Annotated in this window: 7 protein-coding genes; 3 read left to right on the forward strand and 4 right to left on the reverse strand. The window is 63.3% G+C overall.

Going from position 1 to position 21,655, the window contains the following annotated elements; translation table 11 throughout:
* Window positions 1-23: 23 nt before the first annotated feature.
* The 4 genes from V5E97_RS15855 to V5E97_RS15870 form a co-directional block, all read right to left on the reverse strand.
* Window positions 24-1,559 (reverse strand): M16 family metallopeptidase, encoded by a 1,536-nt coding sequence (locus V5E97_RS15855; RefSeq protein WP_406700272.1) that lies wholly within the window; start codon window positions 1,557-1,559, stop codon window positions 24-26.
* Complete coding sequence (locus V5E97_RS15860) at window positions 1,556-2,902, reverse strand: M16 family metallopeptidase (RefSeq protein WP_406700273.1); 1,347 nt, start codon at window positions 2,900-2,902, stop codon at window positions 1,556-1,558. Before V5E97_RS15860 ends, V5E97_RS15855 begins: the two co-directional genes overlap by 4 nt.
* An 88-nt stretch (window positions 2,903-2,990) precedes the next feature.
* Entirely contained in the window at window positions 2,991-4,046 is a 1,056-nt protein-coding gene (locus V5E97_RS15865) for a ComEC/Rec2 family competence protein (protein ID WP_406700274.1), read from the reverse strand.
* A 234-nt stretch (window positions 4,047-4,280) separates the two neighbouring features.
* Window positions 4,281-8,393, reverse strand: coding sequence for an amidohydrolase family protein (locus V5E97_RS15870; protein WP_406700275.1), 4,113 nt, complete (start codon window positions 8,391-8,393; stop codon window positions 4,281-4,283).
* 892 nt (window positions 8,394-9,285) lie between these two features.
* Between V5E97_RS15870 and V5E97_RS15875 the strand changes: the two genes are divergently transcribed.
* From V5E97_RS15875 to V5E97_RS15885, 3 genes are all read left to right on the forward strand, one after another.
* Window positions 9,286-16,446, forward strand: coding sequence for an SDR family NAD(P)-dependent oxidoreductase (locus V5E97_RS15875; RefSeq protein ID WP_406700276.1), 7,161 nt, complete (start codon window positions 9,286-9,288; stop codon window positions 16,444-16,446).
* Window positions 16,443-16,619, forward strand: coding sequence for a hypothetical protein (locus V5E97_RS15880; RefSeq protein WP_406700277.1), 177 nt, complete (start codon window positions 16,443-16,445; stop codon window positions 16,617-16,619). Before V5E97_RS15875 ends, V5E97_RS15880 begins: the two co-directional genes overlap by 4 nt.
* A gap of 79 nt (window positions 16,620-16,698) precedes the next feature.
* Window positions 16,699-21,606, forward strand: a complete 4,908-nt coding sequence (locus V5E97_RS15885) for a type I polyketide synthase (RefSeq protein ID WP_406700278.1) — start codon at window positions 16,699-16,701, stop codon at window positions 21,604-21,606.
* The last annotated feature ends 49 nt before the right edge of the window (window positions 21,607-21,655 follow it).

The raw sequence follows: 21,655 nt of genomic DNA on the forward strand, positions 1-21,655 counted from the left end.
GGGATCGATCGATGATCGCTCTTCTATTTCTCGAACATTTGTTCGACGGGAATGATTTTGACCTTCACGTCGTTGAGAGGGAATGCCTCGATGACCTTGTCCTCCGTGAGGATGCTCTCCGGAGTCCCTTGGGTATCGTAGGTGATCGGGGTCGGCTTGCCGGAGAGGAGTGAGTCTCGGAGGGCCGTGGCGTCCTGGGCGACGATCGCAACCTTGAACCCAGGTTTCTTGAGGTGGCGGCGGACTGCGGCGTTCACTTGTTCGACGGTGAGTTTCGGAAGCCGACGAGCGAACTCGGTGACGAGATCCTCACGATCGTAGAACTCGCCGTCCATTGCATAGCCCAGTCGCCTCGAGAGAGTTTGCACCCAGAGTTTGCTGTAGTTGAGCAGGAAGGAGCGCGTTGCCTCGAAATCGGCGGGGGGGATGCCATCTTCGATGAGACGATCGAGCTCCCACAGGGCGCCTCGAAGTGCGAAGACCGTGCGGTCGCGGGGAACCGGCCGCAGCCAGATCGTAAAGGCTTGCTGACGGCGAGGATTATTCGGAACGGGAAAGGTGCTCATTCCTTCCTGGACGAAATCCTCGATGTAGGAATAGTCACCATAATTGAGTCCGCGCTTTCCGCGGAGGTCTTGCATCAGCTTGCCGTTGAATGTCCGATGCTCGCCCAGGTAGGAGTTGGCGATCGCGAGTGCGTAGAAATCGTCGTCGCGCCTCGTCAGACTCAGAGGAAAGCCGAGTGAGATCGCCGTCGAATCGGCCGGTTTTTCCACGATCGTCACATCGAGCCCACGCGGCGTCTCGGGCGTTGGGAGTGCGGGCGGGGCTGTGCCTTCGGCCGGTAGTGACGCGAGGCCCTTGATCAGGCCGGGCAGGATGGCTTCGTCGGCACCTCCGGCCACTCCCAACCTGAGGGCGCTCCTCGTGTAGTGAGACTTGTAGAATTGTTTGACGTCATCGATCGTGATTGCTCTCAGGCTTTGAACCGTGCCGCGGTCGACGTGGCCGTACGGATGGCCCTTGTACAACTCAACCTGCAAGGTCCACTTGCCGAGTTCTTCGTCGTTGCCGCCCCGCAGTGTCTTCGAGACGAAGTCGATCGCCTCGTTGCGGAGCCGCTCGAAGTCGTCGGCGGCGAATCGAGGGCTGGTGAGCATCGACGTCGCCAGCGCCGTATAGGCAGCGAGGTTATCGCGATGAATCTCCCCAGAAAAAACCGTCGATTCCTTGAAGCAGGCCGAGGAAAGGGCCCCTGCGATCGGGTAGAACTTCTCGAGGATCTGGTCGTAGGTAAGATCCGTCGTTCCCCCTTCCGCGATCATCGCGGCGGTCAGGGCCGCAAGCCCTTCCTTGCCACGCGGGTCGTCCTGCGACCCCACCCGGAAGGCGAACCGAATCGCGACCAGAGGGGTCGATTTCGACGGTAGGTAGAGGGGGGAGGACTTTCCTTTTTCTGCGGTCTTGATGGCGTCATCGCTCAAGGCGCAGTGTGAGCCGAGCGGAAAAAGGGCGAGGGCCAGGATCCCGCCGAGCGTGGCGCGTCGGGTCGCGGTCATTTCGATTTCTCCGATTCGAGGATCACCACGGTTTGATTCGTCGGGGCAAAATAGCGGCCGGCGACACGTTTCAGGTCGTCGGGAGTGAGGCGATCATAAGCGGCATAGCGTTCTTCCATCGAGTCGGGCCGACCGGTGAGAGCAATCGACTCACTCACGGCCATGGCGACCGCGTCGGGGCTGTCGAGCGAGTTGGCAAAGGCATAGCGAAGGTGGGATTTGATGCCTTCGAGTCGGGCGACCGGGACCGGCGACTTGGCTGCATCGGCCAGGGCGGCTTCGATTCGTTTGCGGACCTCGCCCAGATCCTCCGATCGTCGCAAGCGCGCCACGATGGTGAACATCGCCGGATCTCGTTTCAACTCGGCGTCTGCCGCGAGCAGAACGACCTTTTGCTCGTCGAGCACCAGGCTCTTGTAGAGCGGACTGGTCTCACCAAAGACCGCCTGCGCCAGTGCCGAGAGGGCGGCGATGTCTTTGTTTCTGGGGTCGGCCGCCGGAATGTGAAATCCGGTATAGAGGATCGGCAGTGTGGGTAACGGCCAGGTCAACTGCGCGGAGCGTTGTGAGGTTTGTTCGGGCTCGTCCGGAATCGTCACGGACGCCTTTCCCCGTTCCCAGCCTCCATACTCCTTGCGGACCAGCGAGACGAGGCGGTCGTGATCGACGTCGCCGGCGACGACGATCGTGCAGTTCTCGGGCCGATACCAACGGTCGAAGAACTTCTTGCTGTAGTCGAACTGGTTGGGCATATCCTTGACGTCAGCCAAAAAACCAATCGTCGTATGCTTGTAAGTATGAGTCGTGTAAGCTTTGTCCTGCATCGCTTCGTTGAGGATCAGGAACGGTGACGACGCGCTCTTGTTGTACTCTCCCAGGACAGCCCTGGCTTCCTTCTGAAAGTCGGCCTTGTCGTACTTGAGGTTGCGGAACCGGTCGGCCTCGACCTCGACAACTGTGGGGAGCGCGGAGGAGGGGACCGTCATGTGGTAGCACGTCCAGTCATCGGTCGTGAACGCATTGGCATCGGCGCCCAGGGCCTTGACCACACTTTGGTACTCGTCTTGCGGATACTTATCGGTGCCGCGAAACATCATATGTTCGAAAAAGTGAGCAAATCCGGAAAGACCTGGCTCCACCTCGTTCCGAGAGCCGGTGCGAACGACGGTGTAGTAGGCGATGATTCCTGGGGAATCGAACGGGACCGAGAGGACGGAGAGGCCGTTATCAAGGTCCGTCCTCTGCGTCGGATACGGGAAGATCTTCTCAAGCTTCGCCTCCTGGCCGAGCGCGGGCGAAGCGATGAGCGCGAGGGTCAGCAGGATGAGACTTTGAGGGCGCATCGTTTGCTCCTTGGGGAGGTCGAGGGGGGCGGACTGGGCTCATAGATTGTGTCTCGATGAGCCCGTCCGATCACTTCCAGCTCGAGGTTCAACGTGAATCGAACGTCCGCGTTGGTCCATCCTCGCCGAATTGCACGGAGAATTTTCGGCCGTCGGGGGTCACGCGGACATGAATGAACTGGCCGCCGGCCGGGTCGGTATTGGCGATCAGGGCCGGATCGGTGTTGTCAGCCGCGCTGGTCGCTGCGTTCTTGTGAAGCTGGTAAGCGGCCTGGATCGACGGGATTGACCTCAAGCGTCGGACCGTCGCTGCGTCTCCCCCCTTTTTGGGGCCGTTGTTCATGACCGTCACGGTGGGGGCGATCGTTTGGAGCAGGGTGGGGTGATTGGAGATCGCGAGGCCGTGATGGGTGACCTGGTAGAGGTCGATCGGTCCGACTCGGTCCACGGGGCAGACGAGGGCCTTCTCGACGTTCCAGGTCAGGTCACCACAGTCGAGAAAGTCGAACTGGCCCATGCGGATCCGGAAGGCAAGACTGCGTGCGTTATCGCTCTTGTCGGCTTCCAGGTCGGGCGGGGCCGAGTCGCTGAGCGGATTCGGAGGTCCGGCCGGTGTCTGGATCACCTGGCCGCCGGAGGCGAGTACGAGCATCGAAACGTTTCCCTTGAGGGGAACCGTGTCACCGGCCTTCAATGACTTTCGCCGTCCGGAGCTCGCCTTGAGGTAAGCGATCCCGGCCGGGTCGTTCGGTTTCGGGCCGTCGGGATAGGCGGCTTTGTCGTTGTCGGGGGCATTGGGGTCGGGAAGACCACGATCCCAGAATCGCTCGATGTGAATGCGCTTTGCCAGGCCTTCAACGCCACCGAAGTGGTCGGCATGCCAGTGCGTTGTCATCAGGTGATCGAGCTGGTCGAGCTTGGCCACGTTTTTGAGGACGTGCTCGATTCGTTTCGGGTCACGGTCCTCGAAACCACGCCAGCCGGTGTCGAGGAGAATGGACTCGCGATCGGGCGTGACCACCAAAGTCGCGGCACCGCCGAGCATGTCGATGAAGTAGATGTCGAGTTCACCCGGCGGCTTATCCGCCCCCAGTAGCAATCCCAATCCCAGGACCGCACCGATGTTTCGAAGCCAAGGCCGCATCGATCTTGCTCCTGCTTTTCGAGGGTTTCACCTCAGGAATCAGCACATCTCAACACTCATCCAGGATGAACCCGTATCCCCGTGCGCTGGGCTGGGCTGCTTGTCCGTTGCCCCTTGATCAAGGCCGAACGGCCGAGGAGCTGGGCCCGGCGTGGCAGGATGGAGCCAGCCCGACTTTCGGTTGAATTCCTCACGAACAACGCGAGTCGACTCGCGTTGTTCGATGCATCCCACTCATTCCTGACCCGACGGAGCGTTGGTTGCGTGTGGGGTCGCGGCGGATGAGGCCGGGGAAGCCGGAGCCTTGGGAGTGTCGATTCCGAGGATCGCTGTCCCTGCGCGAACCTCGGCGAGTCGACGGCGATATTTTTCGTAGAGCCGGGTGTGCCGACTCTTGGGGTCGATCGGCTTGCCGTCCAGGAAGATTGCCTTGACCTCGGTCGTCGGCTGGAGCAGGTGGCCGGCGGTGATGACGAGATTCGCCCGTTTGCCGGCTTCGAGCGATCCCACTTGCTCGGAGATACCGAGAATTTGCGCGGGGGCAATCGTCACTGCCTTGAGCGCCTCGGCTTCGGGTAAACCGAAGGCGACCGCGATCGCCGCCTCGAATGGGAGGTTGCGGGACGCTGTCGCCTGAGACGCCCCGGTCGGATTCGATCGGATTGCGAAGCTCACGCCGGCCTCGTGCAGGCGCGCGGGGTTCGCGTAAAGCGCATCGTAGGGATCACTCGGTTCGCCCGGGATTCGAAGCGTTCCTCCGATCAGGACGGGCACCTTGGCCGCCTTCAACGCATCGGTCACTTTCCAGGCATCGGCGCCCCCTGAGATAATCGCCTTCAGTTTCAGCGTCCCGGCGATTTTCAGGGAATCGAGGATCTCGTTACGGTGTTCGGCGTGGAAGATGACCGGCTTTCGGCCTTTGGCATAAGGAACGAGCGCGGCGAGGCGAGGGTCGGGAATCGGAGCCGCAGTCCCTTTCGCCTTGGCATCGGAAATCACTTTGTCGTAGGCGAGCGCCCGGTGGAACTCCTCCACGATTGACTCAATCAGTTCGGCCCGTTTCTTGATCGGATCGGGACCTTCACGACGACTGCCCGGGCCGACAACCTCGGGGGGAATGTGTCGAGGGATCGACACATGCAAAGCTACGGGGTCGGCGATCACCATCTCGCGGGGCACCCAGCCGTTGAGATCGATGACGCACCCTTGTCCCGAAATCAGGCCACCCGACGGTTGGACATAGGCGGTCAGGATTCCGTTCGCCCGCGATACCGGAATAATCTCGCTGTCGGGGTGGAGCGCGGAGCTGGTTTGCAGCTCGGACTCGAACTGGGCCGAATCGGCGTCGTCCTGAGTCTCGGGGAGGCTATTCACTTCAAAGACGCCGAGTCGAGTTCCCGCATCCACCATGCCCGGCCAGATGTCGAACCCCTGGAGGTCGATCGTCTGGGCTGAAGAGGGAACCATCGTGCCGGCGTCTCCCACGGCGGTAATCTTGCCCTCGCTGACGACCAGGGTGCCATTGTTGATGTCTGGTCCGCTGATCGGATGGATCGAAGCGCCGACCAGAGCATAGACCCCTTTCGGGTTGAGAGGGATGTCGAGCACTCTCGCTCTCGTCCCATTTCCAGAGGCGGGCATGGCCTGGTGATCGCCCGGTCGCAGCGCGAATTTCCCGTTCCGCTCGGTGCGTTGAAACCAGACCTCGCCATCGATCAAGGCCATCTCACACCGCGCGAATGCGTCGAGCGGATGAGCGTTGAAGAGCGAGATATCGGCATCTTTGCCAACCTCGATCGAGCCGAACCGGTCCTGCAGCCCAAGTTCCCGAGCAGGGTTGATCGTGATCATTGCCAGGGCTTGACCCTCGGTCATTCCGCCGTACTTGACCATCTTGGCGGCTTCGAGGTTGAGGTGCCGGATCAGTTCTTCACTGTCGCTTTTGATGGAGACGGAAACCCCCGCCTCGGTCATCAAGGCGGCGTTGTAAGGGATCGCGTCGAATGCCTCGACTTTGTAGGCCCACCAGTCGGAGAAGGTCGAAGCCTTGGCACCATGGGCGGCGATCTCCGGGGCGATCTTGTAACCCTCGAGCACGTGCTGTAGCGACTGGACGCGCACGCCATGGCGGTCCGCGACGCGCAAGAGCATCAAGATCTCATCGCTCCGGTAACAATGACTGTGGATCTTGATCGAGCCGTCGAGCACCCCTGCCAGAGCCTCGAGTCGGAGGTCTCGGCGTGGTGGTAGGACGGTTTCGCCTGCCGCCTTGGCCGTTTCGAAAGCTTTCACCTGCGCCTGGTAGGCGCGGGCTTCCTGGAAGGCTCGATCGATCGTCGCCTCAACCCCCATCCGGGTATTCGGAAACCGCCCTGGGTTGCGCGTGACGTTTTCCCCGAGGGCGAATTTGATCCCTTGCGGGGCATCCTTGAGAATCAGGTCGCGCCCTGGTAGGCGGTACTTCAGTTTGATCACCGCGTCCTGACCACCGATCGTATCGGCCGAACCGTGGAGGATCCGCGCGGTCGTCGTCCCCCCCGCGAGGGCCCGATAGATCGCCGGATCATCACCGGTAATGACGTCCTTGATACGGACCTCGGGCACCAGCGAGAGGCTCCACTCGTTGCCCCCTCCCTGGATGGCGATATGCGAATGGGAGTCAATAATCCCGGGCATCGCCACCAGCCCTGTGGCGTCGATGACGGTGACTCCCTCGGGCGCAGCCAGGTCCGAACCCACCGCGGCGATCTTGCCATTCTGGACCAGGATCGACCCTTTCGCGATCGTCCCTTCCCGGGCGACGGTGAGGATGGTTGCGTCCTTGATCAGGACGTTCCCCTTGGTCTCGAGCCGTGGCTTGCGGTTGTGGTCAAATTCGGTGGCAACGTCGAGAAAGGGCGTTTGCGACGGTTGGTCCTCGATTGTTTTGGGGGGAGGGGGTGTTGCGTTCGTCGCCGCGGCCTTTGCGGTCGTGTCGGATTTGACGACCTCCTTGGGCTTCGCCTCTTCGGCTTTGGGTTTCGGGGTTTCGCCCTTCGTCGTCTCAGCCCGCGGCGAGGTCGGCTTCGAATCCGGCTCTGCCTTTTTGGAGGCGCTGCTTTTCTCGACCTCGAATTTGTCACCGTCGACGAGGACGTATCGGACCTTGGCCTCATCGTCGCCGAAGGGGGCGGAGAGAACCACGAGGTGTCCGAGTTTGCCTGGCTCGAGGGTACCCAGAAGCGGTTCCAGACCGGCGATCCGTGCCGCGCTACGGGTCAGGGCGTCGAGTGCGGCCTCTCGCGAAAGGCCGGCGGCGATCAATTTGCGGAGCTGACTGGCGAATTGCTCGGTCTTGGCGAGACCATCACTCCCCAACGCAAAGGGGACACCAGCCTTCGCCAGCACTTGCGCAGTGGCCACCCGCTCCTTCCAACGCGTGGCACGATCCACGAGGACCTCGTAGGGCTCGGTACGATCGGCGAGGTCGCGTTTGCGGTACTCCGACTCCGTCGGAAGCTTGGGCTCGTCGGGAAAGTCGAGTCGCAAGACGACCGGGACGTTCCCCGCCTTGAGCCGATCGACGACTTTACCCGCTTCACGTCCGCCGACGATCACAGCCGTCGTGCCAAACTCTTCGGCCAGGTCCAACGCCCGATGGATCTCATCCCGGGTGTTCGCTTCCCACCAGACGGGAAGCGTCTTGGTTCGGGCCGCCTGGAGCGCATCGAGCGCAGGATCGTAGACGATTCGGGGCGATCCCGCCGTAGGATTCGCCTTCAGGGTTTGCTGACGCTCGGCGTCGAGCATCGCCTGGCGAAGATGCGCGACCACCCCCATCAAGACCGAGGGATAGCGCCCGGCGGTTCTGACCCGGACCGAGGGAGCCGCATGGTCGTCGTCGTCGGAGGGCGCAGGCACCGGTTCGAACGGAGCGCGGAGGTTAATGTGAAGTGCGATCGGCGAGCGAACGATCACTTCTCGCCGGGGGCCTCCGCTCGTGCTGACCAGGGCGCTCTGCCCGGTTGCGATCGCTCCGGCCGGCGTGGAGAGAAGATCGGTGAAGCCCAGCTTCCGATGCTCCGCGGCCTGGGATTCGCTCAAGCTGAGCGTCGAGGCGACTTCAAATTCGGGGGTCAGCCCATTACGGTTGTCCTCGGGCGTCCGCGCCAGGGCGGTCTGCTTGTAATCCACCGACCGACCCGCACCCGTCCGCGATCGCACGGCGTTGGGAGATTGCCCCATCGTGGTGAAGAGATCAATGAATCCGGGATAAACGACGAGTCCGGTGCCATCGATGATCTCGGCGTCGGGCGGGATGGGAACCTGGTCAGTGGGACCGACCGCTTCGATGCGGCCGTCTCGCACCACGATGGTTCCGCTCTCGATGGTCTTTTCCGGCCCGGCAGCGAGCTTGGCTCCTGAATCGCATAGGCGGCGGGACGGTACCCGACCGGGTTTTCAGCCGATAGGAGCGGAGTGATTGCGACATTGGTCGCAATCGAGCCAAGCACGAAAATGCGGAACCAGAGCCGAATCCGAGCGGCGCTCGTCATCACAATGACTCCCAGGCGAACGGCGTCGGGAATAAGTTCGGCCAAGCTCTTTCCCGAGAGGTAGAAGAGAGCCGTGCGACAGCGAAATCGAGCCTGCAATGGTTTGCGATGACCTTTTGCATGCAGATCGCGGCTTCTACCGTCATATCATCTCCGACCCTCCATGGGCAAGGGTGCGGGTGACCCAGTTCAGCGAGGAATTTTTCGACTCCTTTTTCGTGCTGCAAACGATGTTGGGTCGAAAGAAAGTTGATGGAAAGTGACGCTTACTCAACAAAACCGCGCTGATCGACGAACAATATCGTCGAGGCTGCTGCGCTTGCGATCCAGGCGATCGACAGCATGCACTCATTTGAGCTGCGCAATGAGCGTGGCCACTCAAAATGAGCGTGGCCACTCAAGCGGATGTTTTTTTGCAACTTGTCCGCGTTTTGCAACGCATTCCCGCTCGAAAGTTGAGGGGACGAGCGATAAGTAGCACCCGCCAAACTTGGTTAATCGGAACAATCCGCAAGCTTAGCCTATATTGTTCACAATTCTTATTTTGACTGCACGCTAGCACTAGCTACACTTGACTGTTCATTCGGACCGTACCCTGAGCGTGGTATTGCCTCATGACACTGCTTCTTCCACGGGTTATGGCTGTTTCTCCGAGCGGACAGCGCGATCCTGGCGTCGTGGTGGCCGCATGTCGGGCGGGCGCGATGGGGATCCTCGATCTCGGGTTCGCGTTCCAGGCCGAGGACGAGGTCGAGACTTTGCTTCGCGTCTCGAAGTTCCTCAAGGGACAAACTTTCGGGCTTCGCCTGCCTGCCAGTGCACTGGATGAGTCGGCGGTTGCTACCTTTCCGGCGAACCTCGGGATGGTGGTGGTCGCGGAGGCTGGTGGGGAGGACTGGGGTCGCTTGCGAGCGATTCTGAGCGGCTCTGTTTGTATTGCGGTTGCCGAGGTCACCTCGCGAGCGTCGTGTCGAGCGGCCGCCGCGGCTGGGTTCGAGGCCTTGATCGTCGCGGGGAACGAGGCAGGGGGGCGGGTTGCGGAGGAATCGTCCTTGATTCTCCTGCAGGCGGCCCTTGGGATTGCCGGCGCACCGCCGGTCTGGGTCCGTGGCGGGATCGGTCTGCGATCGGCTTCGGCGTGTGTGGCGGCGGGGGCGGCCGGGGTCGTGCTGGACGGGGCCGTTCTCCTGGCCAAGGAATCCCCGTTGCCCCCTGCGCTGCGTCGGCGAATCGAACGCTGGGACGGAAGTGAGACGGTCCTCGTCGGCCGAGAAGCGGGATCGCTCCTGCGCGTTCAGGCGGAACCAGGTTCGCCCGCCCTCGCCAGACTCAAGCAGGCCGCGGCCGAGGGGGACTTGGTCTGGGAGTCGGCTGTCCGACGCGAGGTCGGTTGGGGTGACGGCCAGGTCCGGCCCGTTGGGCAAGATGCCGCGCTCGCGGGGGGACTAAGCCGGACTCATGTGACCGTCGGTGGGATCGTTCAGGCCGTCGAGCACGCCATCGAAGCCGGACTGCGGGACGCTCGGATCGCGCGGCCCATTGAGGAAGATTCTCCGCTGGCCCGCTCGCATGGGACACGCTATCCCATCGTCCAGGGACCGATGACCCGGGTGAGCGACCTGGCGGCGTTTGCCGAAGCCGTCGCGGGAGGAGGCGCGTTACCCTTCCTTGCTCTCGCCTTGATGCGAGGGCCGGAGGTCCGCCGGTTGTTGACCGAGACGGCCGCGCGTCTGAACGGATCGTCGTGGGGAGTAGGAATCCTCGGTTTCGTCCCGCCCGACTTGCGTCTCGAGCAGATGGAAGAAGTGCGTCGCGCCCGGCCATCGTTCGCCCTGATCGCGGGGGGACGCCCCGACCAGGCCCAAGAGCTAGAGCGCGAGGGGATCGCGACCTATCTCCATGCACCATCGCCAGGCCTGCTGCGGCAGTACTGGAATGACGGTGCCCGCCGGTTCGTCCTCGAGGGCCGTGAATGTGGCGGCCATGTTGGACCGCGGTCGAGCCTGCTCCTTTGGGAGCAAGGCGTCGAGGTCATTCAGGAGATGCTCGAGAAGGGGGGAACGCCCGAGGACGTTCATCTCCTGTTCGCTGGCGGAATCCATGATGCTCGATCTGCCGCGGCGGTGGCGGCCTTGTCGGCTCCGCTGGCGAAGCGTGGGGTTCGGATTGGCGTCCTGATCGGAACCGCGTACCTCTTCACGGCCGAGGCTGTCGCCACCGGTGCCATTGTCGCCAAATTTCAAGACGAAGCGGTGCGCTGCACCGAGACGGTCCTGCTCGAGACCGGACCCGGTCACGAAGTCCGCGTCAGTCCGACCCCGTACGTTGATGTATTCGAGCAGGAGCGGAAGCGGCTTCTCGCGGCAGGAAGTTCCGCCGAGGAACTCCGAAGTGCGTTGGAGAGTATGAACGCGGGTCGGCTTCGGATCGCCGCCAAGGGGATCGAGCGGAAAGATGGGGCCGGATCGTCGTTGGTTGGGGTCGCGGCCGAGACCCAGATGACCCGCGGTCTCTACATGCTCGGCCAGACCGCGACACTTCGTCAGGGCGTTTCGACGATTGCCGAGCTTCATCACGAAATCAGCGCAGGGGGGATGGGCCGAGTCGATCGGTTGACCGACGACTTGACGGTCTCCGAGTCGTCCGATTCGAAGAACGCTCAGCCGTGCGATATCGCCATCGTCGGGATGTCGGCAATCGTCCCAGGGGCCGGGGATGTCCGGACGTTCTGGGAAAATACGCTCCACGGTATCGATGCGATTACCGAAGTTCCGGCCGACCGCTGGGATTGGCGACTCTACTATGATGCCGATCCCAAGGCGCCCGACAAGATTACCTCCAAGTGGGGAGGCTTCGTCCCGGAAATTGCCTTCGATCCGCTCCGCTACGGGATGCCGCCGACCAGTCTGCCCTCGATTGAGCCGCTCCACCTGCTCACCCTGGAGGCGGTTCGCGCGGCGATCGACGACGCCGGCTATCGCGACCGTCCGTTTTCGCGGGAGAAAACGGCCGTCGTCCTGGGTGCGGGGGGAGGAGCTGCCCAACTCGCCATGGGTTATGCGTTCCGCTCGTACCTGCCGATGCTCGACACCATCGCGCCGGGCGCGGGGCGTGAGGCCTTGGAGCAGTGCGAGGGCGTCCTTCCGGAGTGGACCGAGGATTCGTTTCCCGGAATTCTGCTGAATGTCGCGGCCGGTCGGGTTGCCAATCGGTTCGACCTGGGTGGCGCGAATTACACGGTGGATGCCGCATGCGGCTCCTCGCTGGCAGCGGCCTCCGTCGCTGTCCGTGAGTTGGAGAGCGGGTCGGCTGACGTGGTAATTCTCGGTGGGGCTGATACGGTTCAAAATCCGTTCACCTACTTGGCATTTAGCAAGACCCATGCGTTCTCGCCGAAAGGCCGGTGCCGCCCGTTCGACGCCAGCGCTGATGGGATCGTGATCAGCGAGGCTGTCGCCGTCGTCGTCCTCAAGCGACTGGCCGACGCCGAGCGCGATGGCGATCGAATCTATTCCGTGATCAAGGGGCTGGGTGCCTCCAGCGACGGCCGTGCCAAAGGGCTGACTGCGCCTCGTCCCGAGGGACAAATTCGCGCGTTGCGGCGGGCTTATGCCAAGGCCGGGATCGATCCGGCGACCGTCGGCTATGTCGAAGCCCATGGTACCGGTACGGCCGCGGGCGATCAGGCGGAAGTGAGCGCCTTGAACGACGTCTTTACCGAGTCGGGGGCGATTGAACGTCGTTGCGCCCTGGGATCGGTCAAGTCGTTGGTTGGTCACACCAAATGTGCCGCGGGTCTGGTGGGTCTGATCAACGCTTCGCTGGCCCTTCACCATGGGGTCCTCCCCCCCACGATTGGGGTCGTTAATCCGAGTGAGCAAGCGTCGCGTCCTCATAGCCCGTTCCACATCAGCACGAAAACGCGTCCGTGGATCCATGCCGACGAGGAACGCCCCAGACGCGCGGGGGTCAGCGCGTTCGGATTTGGCGGCACGAACTTCCACGCCGTTCTCGAGGGTTATGATGGCTCGCTCCAGTCCGCTGCACCCCCGCTCCGCGACTGGCCGGCTGAGCTCTTCGTCTGGCGAGCCGCTGACCGAACCCTCCTCCTTGCCGATCTCGAGAGGCTGTCGCTCGCCCTGGAACGAGGGGCCAAGCCAGCGCTTCGCGACCTGGCTCATACCCTGCTGAACTCCCTTGGCGCCACCGGTAGTTCGCTGGCCATCGTGGCGTCTTCGCTCGACGATTTCCGGGCGAAGCTCGAACAGGCGAGAGCGACCATCGCGCAAGGGAGCGTCGAATTTCACGACCCCCGAGGGATCGCGTTCGCCGAAGTGGCGAGCGACTCTTCGAATCGGGTCGCCTTCTTGTTCCCCGGCCAAGGGGCACAACGCGTCGACATGCTCAGCGAGTTGGCCGTCCTCTTTCCCGAGGTGCGGAGCGGCTTCGAATCGTTCGACCACGCCCTCCACAGTCAAAATAGGCCGCCCGTTTCGCCGATCGTCTTTCCGCCCCCCGCGTTCCAGGCCGAAGAACGCGAGCGGCAGAAACGGGACTTGGCCGAGACCGAGGTCGCGCAGCCCGCGCTGGGCGGGGCGAGCCTCGGACTCTTGCGGTTGCTCGAGTCGTTCCATGTCCTCCCCGACATGGTGGCCGGTCACAGCTACGGCGAGCTCGTGGCGCTCCACGCGGCAGGCGTCTTCTCGCTCGATGCCCTGGTCCGCCTCTCCGAGGCGCGTGGCCGGCTCATCAAGGAAGCGGCCGGAGATGAGCCCGGTACGATGGCCGCCCTGACCGCGGGCCTCGATCAAGTGGAGACGTTGCTCGAAGGACTCGAGGCGGTTAGCGCGGTCAACTGGAACGGGCCGAGGCAGACGGTCGTCTCGGGTCGATCGGAGGCCGTCGCAGCCGTCCTGGCCCGGGCTCGTCAGTCGGGAATTCGCGGCCAGGAGCTTGCGGTCTCGTGTGCCTTTCATTCCCCGATCGTCGCTGGGGCGAGCCGTCCGCTTGCGAAACTGGCGAGCTCACTCGATCCGAAGTCGCCGAGTCGCCCTGTTTTCTCGAACGTGACCGGTTCGACCTACCCGGATGATCCTGCGTCCATTGCCGATCAGGTCGGCACTCACGTCTCGAGTCCGGTCCGTTTCGCCGCGATGATCGAGGCGATGCACGACGCGGGCGCTCGAGTCTTTATCGAGGTCGGGCCTGGTGCAACCCTCACGTCGCTGGTCGGCTCGATCCTGGAACGTCGTCCGCATCTTGCGGTCTCCTGTGACCCAGCCGGCCGACCCGGCATTCCCGGCTTGCTTCATGCCCTCGCCCGGCTGTTCGTTGCCGGACTGCCGCTCCAACTCGAGCCTCTGACCGCCGGTCGATCCTCGACGATCCTCGATCGAATGACGTATGCGCCTGAGTCAAGTTCTCAGACCACCAAGGCGTTGACCTGGCTGGTCAACGGATCCCGGGCGCGTCCGGCGAACGGCCCCGAGCCGAAGCGACTCGGGCCTGGTCCCGCACTCCTTTTGGCTGAACCTGGTTTAAAAATCGTGCACGCGTCTCCCTCCCCCAACGGGAACGGACCACTCCCGTCTCCCTCCAAGAATGGCAAGCAGGACCACGAGATCGTCATGCCGTCTCCCCTTCGTTCGAACCCAACGGCCGCCGAGCAGGGAAGGGAACGGGTTCTCGAAGCGTTCCAGAAAACCATGCAGATGTTCCTGGACGTCCAGCGTGAGACGATGCTTGGCTTCTTGGGCACCCCGAGTCGAAGCACGGCGACCGAGCCGCTTCGTTCGAGTCACGAGCGCATTGCCCCCCAACCTAGTGCCAACGGTCATTCGGCTCCCCAGCCCTCGGCCGTTCCGAGCGAAGCCGTGTTGCCCGGCTCAGCCAGGGTCTCGACCGTGCCTCGCCCGGAACCTGCCGCGCCGACGCCCGTCCCGGCCGAATCGCCGGACAGTTCGGTCGACGTCGCCGCCCGGCTCCTCTCGATCGTCCAGGATCGAACGGGCTACCCGGCCGAGATGCTTGGCCTCGACCTTGACCTTGAGGCCGACCTTGGCATCGACTCAATCAAGCGAGTGGAGATCCTGGGTAGCTTGCGTGAGGTGTTGCCCGGGACAGGTCTCGGATCGAACACCGAGTTGATGGACCAACTCTCGCGGGCTCGCACCCTGAGGGCGATTGTCGAGAAGGTCGAGCACGGCTTGAAAACGAGCCGGCCGGTCCCTGCTCCTGCTGCCCCTGCTCCTGCGGCCCCGGCCCCAGCTTCCGCTCCTGCGTCGACTTCCACTCCCACAGCGGCCCTGAGTTCTCCGAACAGGCATGGTCATCCGAACGCGCCACACCAGGCGAAGAATGGGAGCCTCGTCCGCAGGCAGACATTGAAGGCGGTCGCCGCGCCCTTGTCGCGATCGTCGGGAGGGGACCTGGGACTCGCGGCCTCCGGGCTGCTGCTGGTCACCGATGACGGTCGTGGGGTCAGTCGCGAGTTGGCCGCCGCACTCAGGTCGAAGGGGCATTCCGTCGTTGTCGTTGCCGATTCATCGACAGGTCCGAATGATTCCGGCGGTGACGTTCAGTCCGTTGACCTGACGTCTCCGGCTGCCATCGACGCGTTGCTTACGCGGCTCAGAAAGCGATCCCCGTTGGCAGGGATTATCCATGCATTGCCGCTACGGAAAGCGCGCTCGGCCGGTCTCGATCGTAGCCTCTGGGCGGCCCGCATGGGATCCGAAGCACGGAGTCTCTTCCTGTTGGCTCGGGCAGCGGCCGAGGATTTGGCCAGGGCGGGCGAGCAGGGGGGGGCTTGCCTGATCGCCTGTACGGGGATGGGAGGAGGTTTCGCCAGCGTCGGCGAGGTTCCCGACGACTTTTTCCCCGGCCAAGGCGCGGTCGCTGGGATCGTCAAGACGCTCGCCCGCGAATGGAGCCGCGAGATTCGGGTTCGGGTCGTCGATTTCGATCCCCGAGACGATGCCACGAGCATCGCCGCAAACCTGGTTCAGGAAATCGGTACCCGGGACCGTCGTTCCGAGGTGGGCTATCTGGATCGGAGCCGGATTGCGTTGCGGGTGGTTGAGAGTCCCTTGGCGGTATCCGGTCGCTCGGAATGGCAAATGTCGCCGGGGGAGCCGATCCTCGTCACGGGGGGAGCACGCGGAATCACGGCCGTACTCGCGACCGAGATCGCAAAGTGTTGGAAACCCACATTTTTGCTGATCGGGACGACTCCGTTGCCTCGTGAGGAAGAGAGTCGGTTGACGGCCGGAGTGACGAATCCGGCAACACTGAAGTCCCTGCTTCATCATCAACTGGCCGAAGAGGAGAGGGGGGGCGGTCTCGCCGAACTCGAGCGTTCGTATCAGACGCTGCGTCGCCAACGTGAGATTCGGTCGAATCTCGAACGGCTCCGCGCGATCGGCTCTCAGGTGGACTACGCCCATGTCGACGTCCGTGATGTCGATGCCCTCCGCAAAGTGCTGGCCCGCTGGCAGACCCGTTTTGGTCCCGTCCGAGGGCTGATCCACGGAGCAGGGATCATTCATGATAAGCTGCTCCGTGATAAGACCCTCGAGTCCTACGATCGGGTTCTCAGCACGAAGCTTGATGGGGCGTTGAATCTCGCAAGCCTTCTCGATCCCGAGTCGCTTCGATTTGCCGCGTTCTTCTCTTCCGTGGCGGGACGGTTCGGAAACCGGGGCCAGGTCGACTACGCGGCCGCCAATGACACCCTGAACAAACTGGCCCTCTGGCTCGATCGCCGTTGGTCCGGCCGGGTTGTCTCCGTGAACTGGGGGCCGTGGTCGGGCGTGGGATGGTGTCCGACCTCGAAAGCCATCTCCAAGGGCAAGGTTTGGGGATGATCTCGCCCGACCAAGATGCCCATCGACTGACGGACGAGCTCATGTTCGGTCGCAAGGGAGAGGTCGAGGTTGTCGTCGCCGGTGAAATCGGCTCACTCCTCGATCCCGAAGAAAAGCTGGCCCGAGCCGGTCGCGAACTCGATCGAACCAATGAAAAACTCGTAATGTCTTGAGTCATCGGTTCGACTTGCCGCTCGCTCGGTCCTCTGGAGCGGATTTCCCTAATCACTCGTTTTTGAGATTTTTCTATCCATGAAGCCTGGTCGTTCGCTCGATATCGCGATCATCGGCATGGCCTGTCGATTCCCTGGAGCGCGCGACCTGGCATCGTTCTGGGAAAATCTTCTGGTGGCGCGTGACTGCACCAGCGACGTCCCGGCGGATCGGTGGGACCCCGCCATTTTCCTCGATCCTGACTCTGACGCGAACGATCGCGTGTACTGCCAACGCGGAGGCTACCTCGACGCGCCCATTGAATTCGACCCGACACGTCACGGCGTGATGCCGATGGCGGTTGCCGGTGGCGAACCCGAGCAATACCTGGTCCTTGATGCCGCCAGGGAGGCGTTGACCGACGCCGGGATGAGCGACGGCGTGCCCGACACCAGGCGGGTCGAAGTCATCATTGGCCGGGGGAACTATTTCAATCGAGGGAACCTGACTCGGCTCCAGCATGGCCGGATCGTGGCCCAAACGCTGGCGCTCCTCCGAGAACTCCACCCTGATTGGGAAGAGTCGGCCTTCGAGGCGATTCGAGCCGACCTGAAGTCGAGTCTGCCCCCGTTCGGCCCTGCCACGATCACGGGGCAATTGACCAATGCGACGGCCGGTCGAATTGCCAACCGACTCAACCTGACGGGGGCCAGTTATGTAGTCGACGCCGCCAGTGCATCCTCGCTCGTCGCGCTCGATCTCGGAGCGCGGGCGCTGGTTGAGAAACGCGCGGACCTGGCGCTGGTCGGTGGTGTCTACCTGGCGGTCGATGTCGACTTTCCGATGGTCTTCAGCCAGCTCGGAGCTCTCTCCCGGCAAGGTCGGGCGCGGCCGTTCGCGAGCGATGCCGACGGAACCCTCCCCGGTGAAGGGGTCGGCGTCGTGGTGCTCAAGCGGCTTGCGGATGCCGAACGCGACGGGAACCGGATTTACGCCGTCTTGAAAGGGGTCGGGCTGGCGAGCGACGGGCGGCGAACAGGACTGGCGACTCCCAGTGCCCGGGGGCATGCCCGAGCGATTCGCCGCGCCTACAAGCAGGCCGGAATCGAGCCCGCGACGATCGGCCTGGTCGAAGGCCACGGTCTCGGTGTGCCGGCCTCCGACCTCGCGGAATTGCGGGCTTTGAATGCGGTCTTTCCTCGGAGTCCCTGGGGACGCCGCAGTCTCGGCAATGTCTCCGCGCTGATCGGACATGCCATGCCCGCGGCGGGAATTGCCGCCTTGATCAAGACCGCGCTGGCGCTGCACAACCGGGTCCTCCTCCCCGCGCCTGGTAGCGACGCTCCTCATCCCTTGCTGGCCGCAGATGCCAGCCCCTTTGAGATGAACGGGAATACGCGACCTTGGATCCATGGCGATCGTGACCACCCGAGGCGAGCCGGGGTCAACGCGTTCGGCTTCGCCGGGATTAGTGCACACGCCGTCCTTGAGGAGCACAGTCCGTCGGCCGACGGAACCAACCCCGGTCCCCAGGCGCGCTGGGAGACCGAAGCGATTCTCCTGGGGGCCGCCGATCGAGGGGCCTGGATCGCCCGCGCGAGGGGCCTTATCGAGTGGCTCAGCCGTGACGTTAACCTAGGCGTTTCCCTGAAAGACCTCGCGTTCACTCTGAACCAAGGGGATCGGGCCGGGCCGTACCGCGTGGGCCTGGTGGTCAAGTCGCCCGCCGAGCTCCGGGATCGACTGCAAACGGTCGTGGCACGGATCTCCGATCCGAAATGCCTCTCGATCCGGGATGCCCGAGGGACCTACTTCTGGGACAAACCATCCACAGGGTCGGAGACCCTTGCCTTTCTCTTCCCGGGAGAAGGCTCGCAATATCCCGGGATGTTGGCCGATCTCTGCCCTCATTTTCCCGAAGTTCGCGCTCTCTTCGACACGGCCGATCAGATCGCGCGTGCGCGGGAATTCCGGAAGTTGCCGAGCGAGGTTCTCTTCGGTGGTGGACCGGAGGGTGATCGCCTCTGGTCGGTCGGCATGGCCACCAATGTGGTTCTCTCCGCACAGTGGGCATTGCACCAGCTTCTGGCAGGGCTCGGGCTCCGTCCCCACGCGGTTCTCGGTCATAGCAGTGGTGAGTTCCTGGCCCTGGCCGCGGCGGGCTCGCTGAACGTCGACCGCGAACTGGAGACCTCGCTCGGAGAGTTGGGGCGAGTCTTCGAGCGTCTCGAAGAGTCGGGCCAGGTCCCGACGGCCCGGCTCGTCGCCATCGCGGCGGACCGCGAGAAGGTGGAACGCATCGCCAACGAGGTCGGGCCCGGGACGAGCATCGCGATTGACAACTGCCCGCACCAGGTCGTCCTGGCCGGACCATCGGAAATCATTGAGGAGGTCGTCACGCGTCTGCGAGGGCTCGGCCTGATCTGCGAAGACTTGCCCTTTGATCGCGCTTACCATACGGCAGCGTTCTCGGCCGCGATCGAGCCCCTCCGCGTCTTCTTCAAAGATCTGCCGCTTTCGCGGCCCAAGGTCGACGTCTACTCCTGCGCAGTCGCCCGCCGATTGTCAGGCGACGTCGAGCAGATCCGCCAAGTGGCGGTCGACCAGTGGGCCCTGCCCGTCGCATTCCGTTCCACAATTGAGGCGATGTACCGGGATGGAATCCGAACGTTCGTCGAAGTGGGGGCGCGAGGCAATCTGACCGGGTTCGTCGACGACATCCTTCGCGACCGGCCCCACTTTGCCGTCGCCGCCAATCTCCCGAGGCGGTCGGGACTGACTCAGCTCAATCATCTGGTGGCCTCGCTCTACGCCCAAGGGGTCCCCTTGCGGACCAATCGCCTCTATGAGCGTCGGCAGCCGGTTTGGATCGACCTCGATCGCGACTTGCTGACGCCTCAGCCGCTCCCCACGCTCGCGGTCGGTTTTCCCGAGCTCCGCCTTTCGCCGGATCTCGCGGCGCGGCTTCGAGATCACACCCACGAAGCAGTTCCCACCGATAATGGGTTCGCTTCTCCCGAACCCGAACCAATCCCGGCGCCATCGCCTCATGCCAATGGCCACGCAAAGGCGTACCAGGCCTCCAACGGGGCGATCGATTCGTCCGAGGCAACGCTTCAGGACGCGATAATCCTTGAGCATCTGCGAACGATGGACGTGTTCCTGGAGACTCAGAGGCAGGTGATGGGGGCCTATATCGCGCCCCGGAGCCAGGAAAGTCAAAACTCCGATCCATCGGCCTCGTCCCTAACGACGCGGGCCGGGCAATCCGCACCCGGACCTTGGCTGGGCACGATCGAGCGGCTGGAACCAGGCCGTGAGATGGTTTCGACACGCTGGCTCGATGTCCAGGGCGACCCGGTGGCCGAGCACCATACGCTGGGCGGTCGCCACATCTCCGCGCTCGATCCCTCGCGGAACGGCCTGCCCGTTGTCCCATTCACGGTCATGGCCGAAATGCTGGCGCAAGCGGCTAGCGTGCTCATGCCCGACTCGGTCGTCATCGCGCTCCGCGACGTTCAAGCATTGAAGTGGATCCGGTACGAATCGGAGCCGGTACTGCTCGAACTTCGGGCCTGGCGGGACCTGGCTGAGCCCGACGAGGTGCGCGTTGCCATCACGAATAAAGGGACGGCGAACGCCAAGGGCGCGGGGGGCGAGGAGAAGGTCGTTGAGGGGCGAGTGGTCTTTGGCGCGACGCGCCCACAAGGGCCCACGACTTCGCCCCTGGCACTGGAGTCCGCGCGTGAGTGCCGATTTAAAGCCGAAGATATCTATGCGGATCAATGGCTATTTCACGGTCCGGCCATGCAGGCCATCGTCGGACTCGGCCGGTCGGCGCCTTGGGGGATCGAAGGGACGTTGAAGGTGTTGCCGCTTCGTGGGCTCCTTCGCGACTCGGAGCCACTGGCACTTCACACCGATCCGATTGTGCTCGATGCGTTCACTCAACTCCTCGGGTGCTGGGGGATGGATCAACTGGACGAAGGGCATGTGATCTTCCCGCTCCGGGTCGCGGAGATCGCATTCTACGGCACGGATCCGCCTGAGGGGGCGGAGGTTGCCTGTCAAATTGCCATTCGAGAACTGTCCCGCCACCTGGTCCGGGTCGATTCCGACATCGTCGCCGCCGATGGCCGCGTCTGGATGCGGATCACCGGTTGGGAGGACTGGCGCTTCTACTGGCCGGTCCGGTGTCGCGACCAGTTTCGACAGCCGGACCGATCGTTCATCGGGGTGCCGTTGCCGCTGCCGGGGGTCTCGAACGCGATGGACCGCGAGTTACAGGCCGTCTGGCTCGAGCCGCCGATCGATTTCGGAAAGCCGATCTGGAGGGACGTTCTGGAATGGGTGCAGCTCAGCCCTGAGGAGCGCCGACTGAGCCACGGCGAAGGACGCTCCGAGCGTCAGGCGACGCTTCACCTCTGGGGGCGAGTGGCGGCCAAAGAAGCCGCGAGGCGCCTGCTTTACGATCAGGGGGCGCCCCCCTTGTACCCGGCCGACCTCGCCGTCGAGACCGCTCCAGGTGGAGGACAAGCCATCCGGCTCCTGGGCGACCCCTCGCGTGTGGATCTGCCGGTCGTGGCGATCGCGCACACGGAGAGCGTGGCCTTGGCCTTGGCGGCACTCGATCCGGAGGCACGACCGGGAATCGCCATCATGTCGCTCGAGGATCCTTCTTTCGACCTCGATTCGTCCTCGGTACTCGGGCTCGCCCCGGCCGTTCATGACCCGATCGCGAGCGATGTTTCACCCAGCACAGAATGGAAGGCGCGCCTGTCCTGCGCCAAGAACGCGTTGCGAAATTCCCTGGGCCTCAACCAAGATGAAACCTGGTGCGACTTCGACGTGTCCCGCGTTGTTGAGACGTCGGGTGAAGTCTTTTTGACGCTCCGTTCCGGCTCCCCAACGACGATGGCCGCCTGGGAGCCCCCGGTGATTCGGGTCGTGACGGCACGGACGAATGACTACATCTGGGCGTGGACTCTGGGAGACCGGCCATCGTGACGACGAGGATGCTGGCCTTTTTACGTAACGATCAAGGAACTGATCCGGA

The sequence above is a fragment of the Singulisphaera photorubra genome (assembly GCF_045290345.1).
Classification (GTDB): domain Bacteria; phylum Planctomycetota; class Planctomycetia; order Isosphaerales; family Isosphaeraceae; genus Singulisphaera.

Coding starts and splice junctions, on each gene's coding strand:
- V5E97_RS15855 (WP_406700272.1), bottom strand. CDS start 1,559: ATGACCGCGACCCGACGCGCCACGCTCGGCGGGATCCTGGCCCTCGCC.
- V5E97_RS15860 (WP_406700273.1), bottom strand. CDS start 2,902: ATGCGCCCTCAAAGTCTCATCCTGCTGACCCTCGCGCTCATCGCTTCG.
- V5E97_RS15865 (WP_406700274.1), bottom strand. CDS start 4,046: ATGCGGCCTTGGCTTCGAAACATCGGTGCGGTCCTGGGATTGGGATTG.
- V5E97_RS15875 (WP_406700276.1), top strand. CDS start 9,286: ATGGGGATCCTCGATCTCGGGTTCGCGTTCCAGGCCGAGGACGAGGTC.
- V5E97_RS15880 (WP_406700277.1), top strand. CDS start 16,443: ATGATCTCGCCCGACCAAGATGCCCATCGACTGACGGACGAGCTCATG.
- V5E97_RS15885 (WP_406700278.1), top strand. CDS start 16,699: ATGAAGCCTGGTCGTTCGCTCGATATCGCGATCATCGGCATGGCCTGT.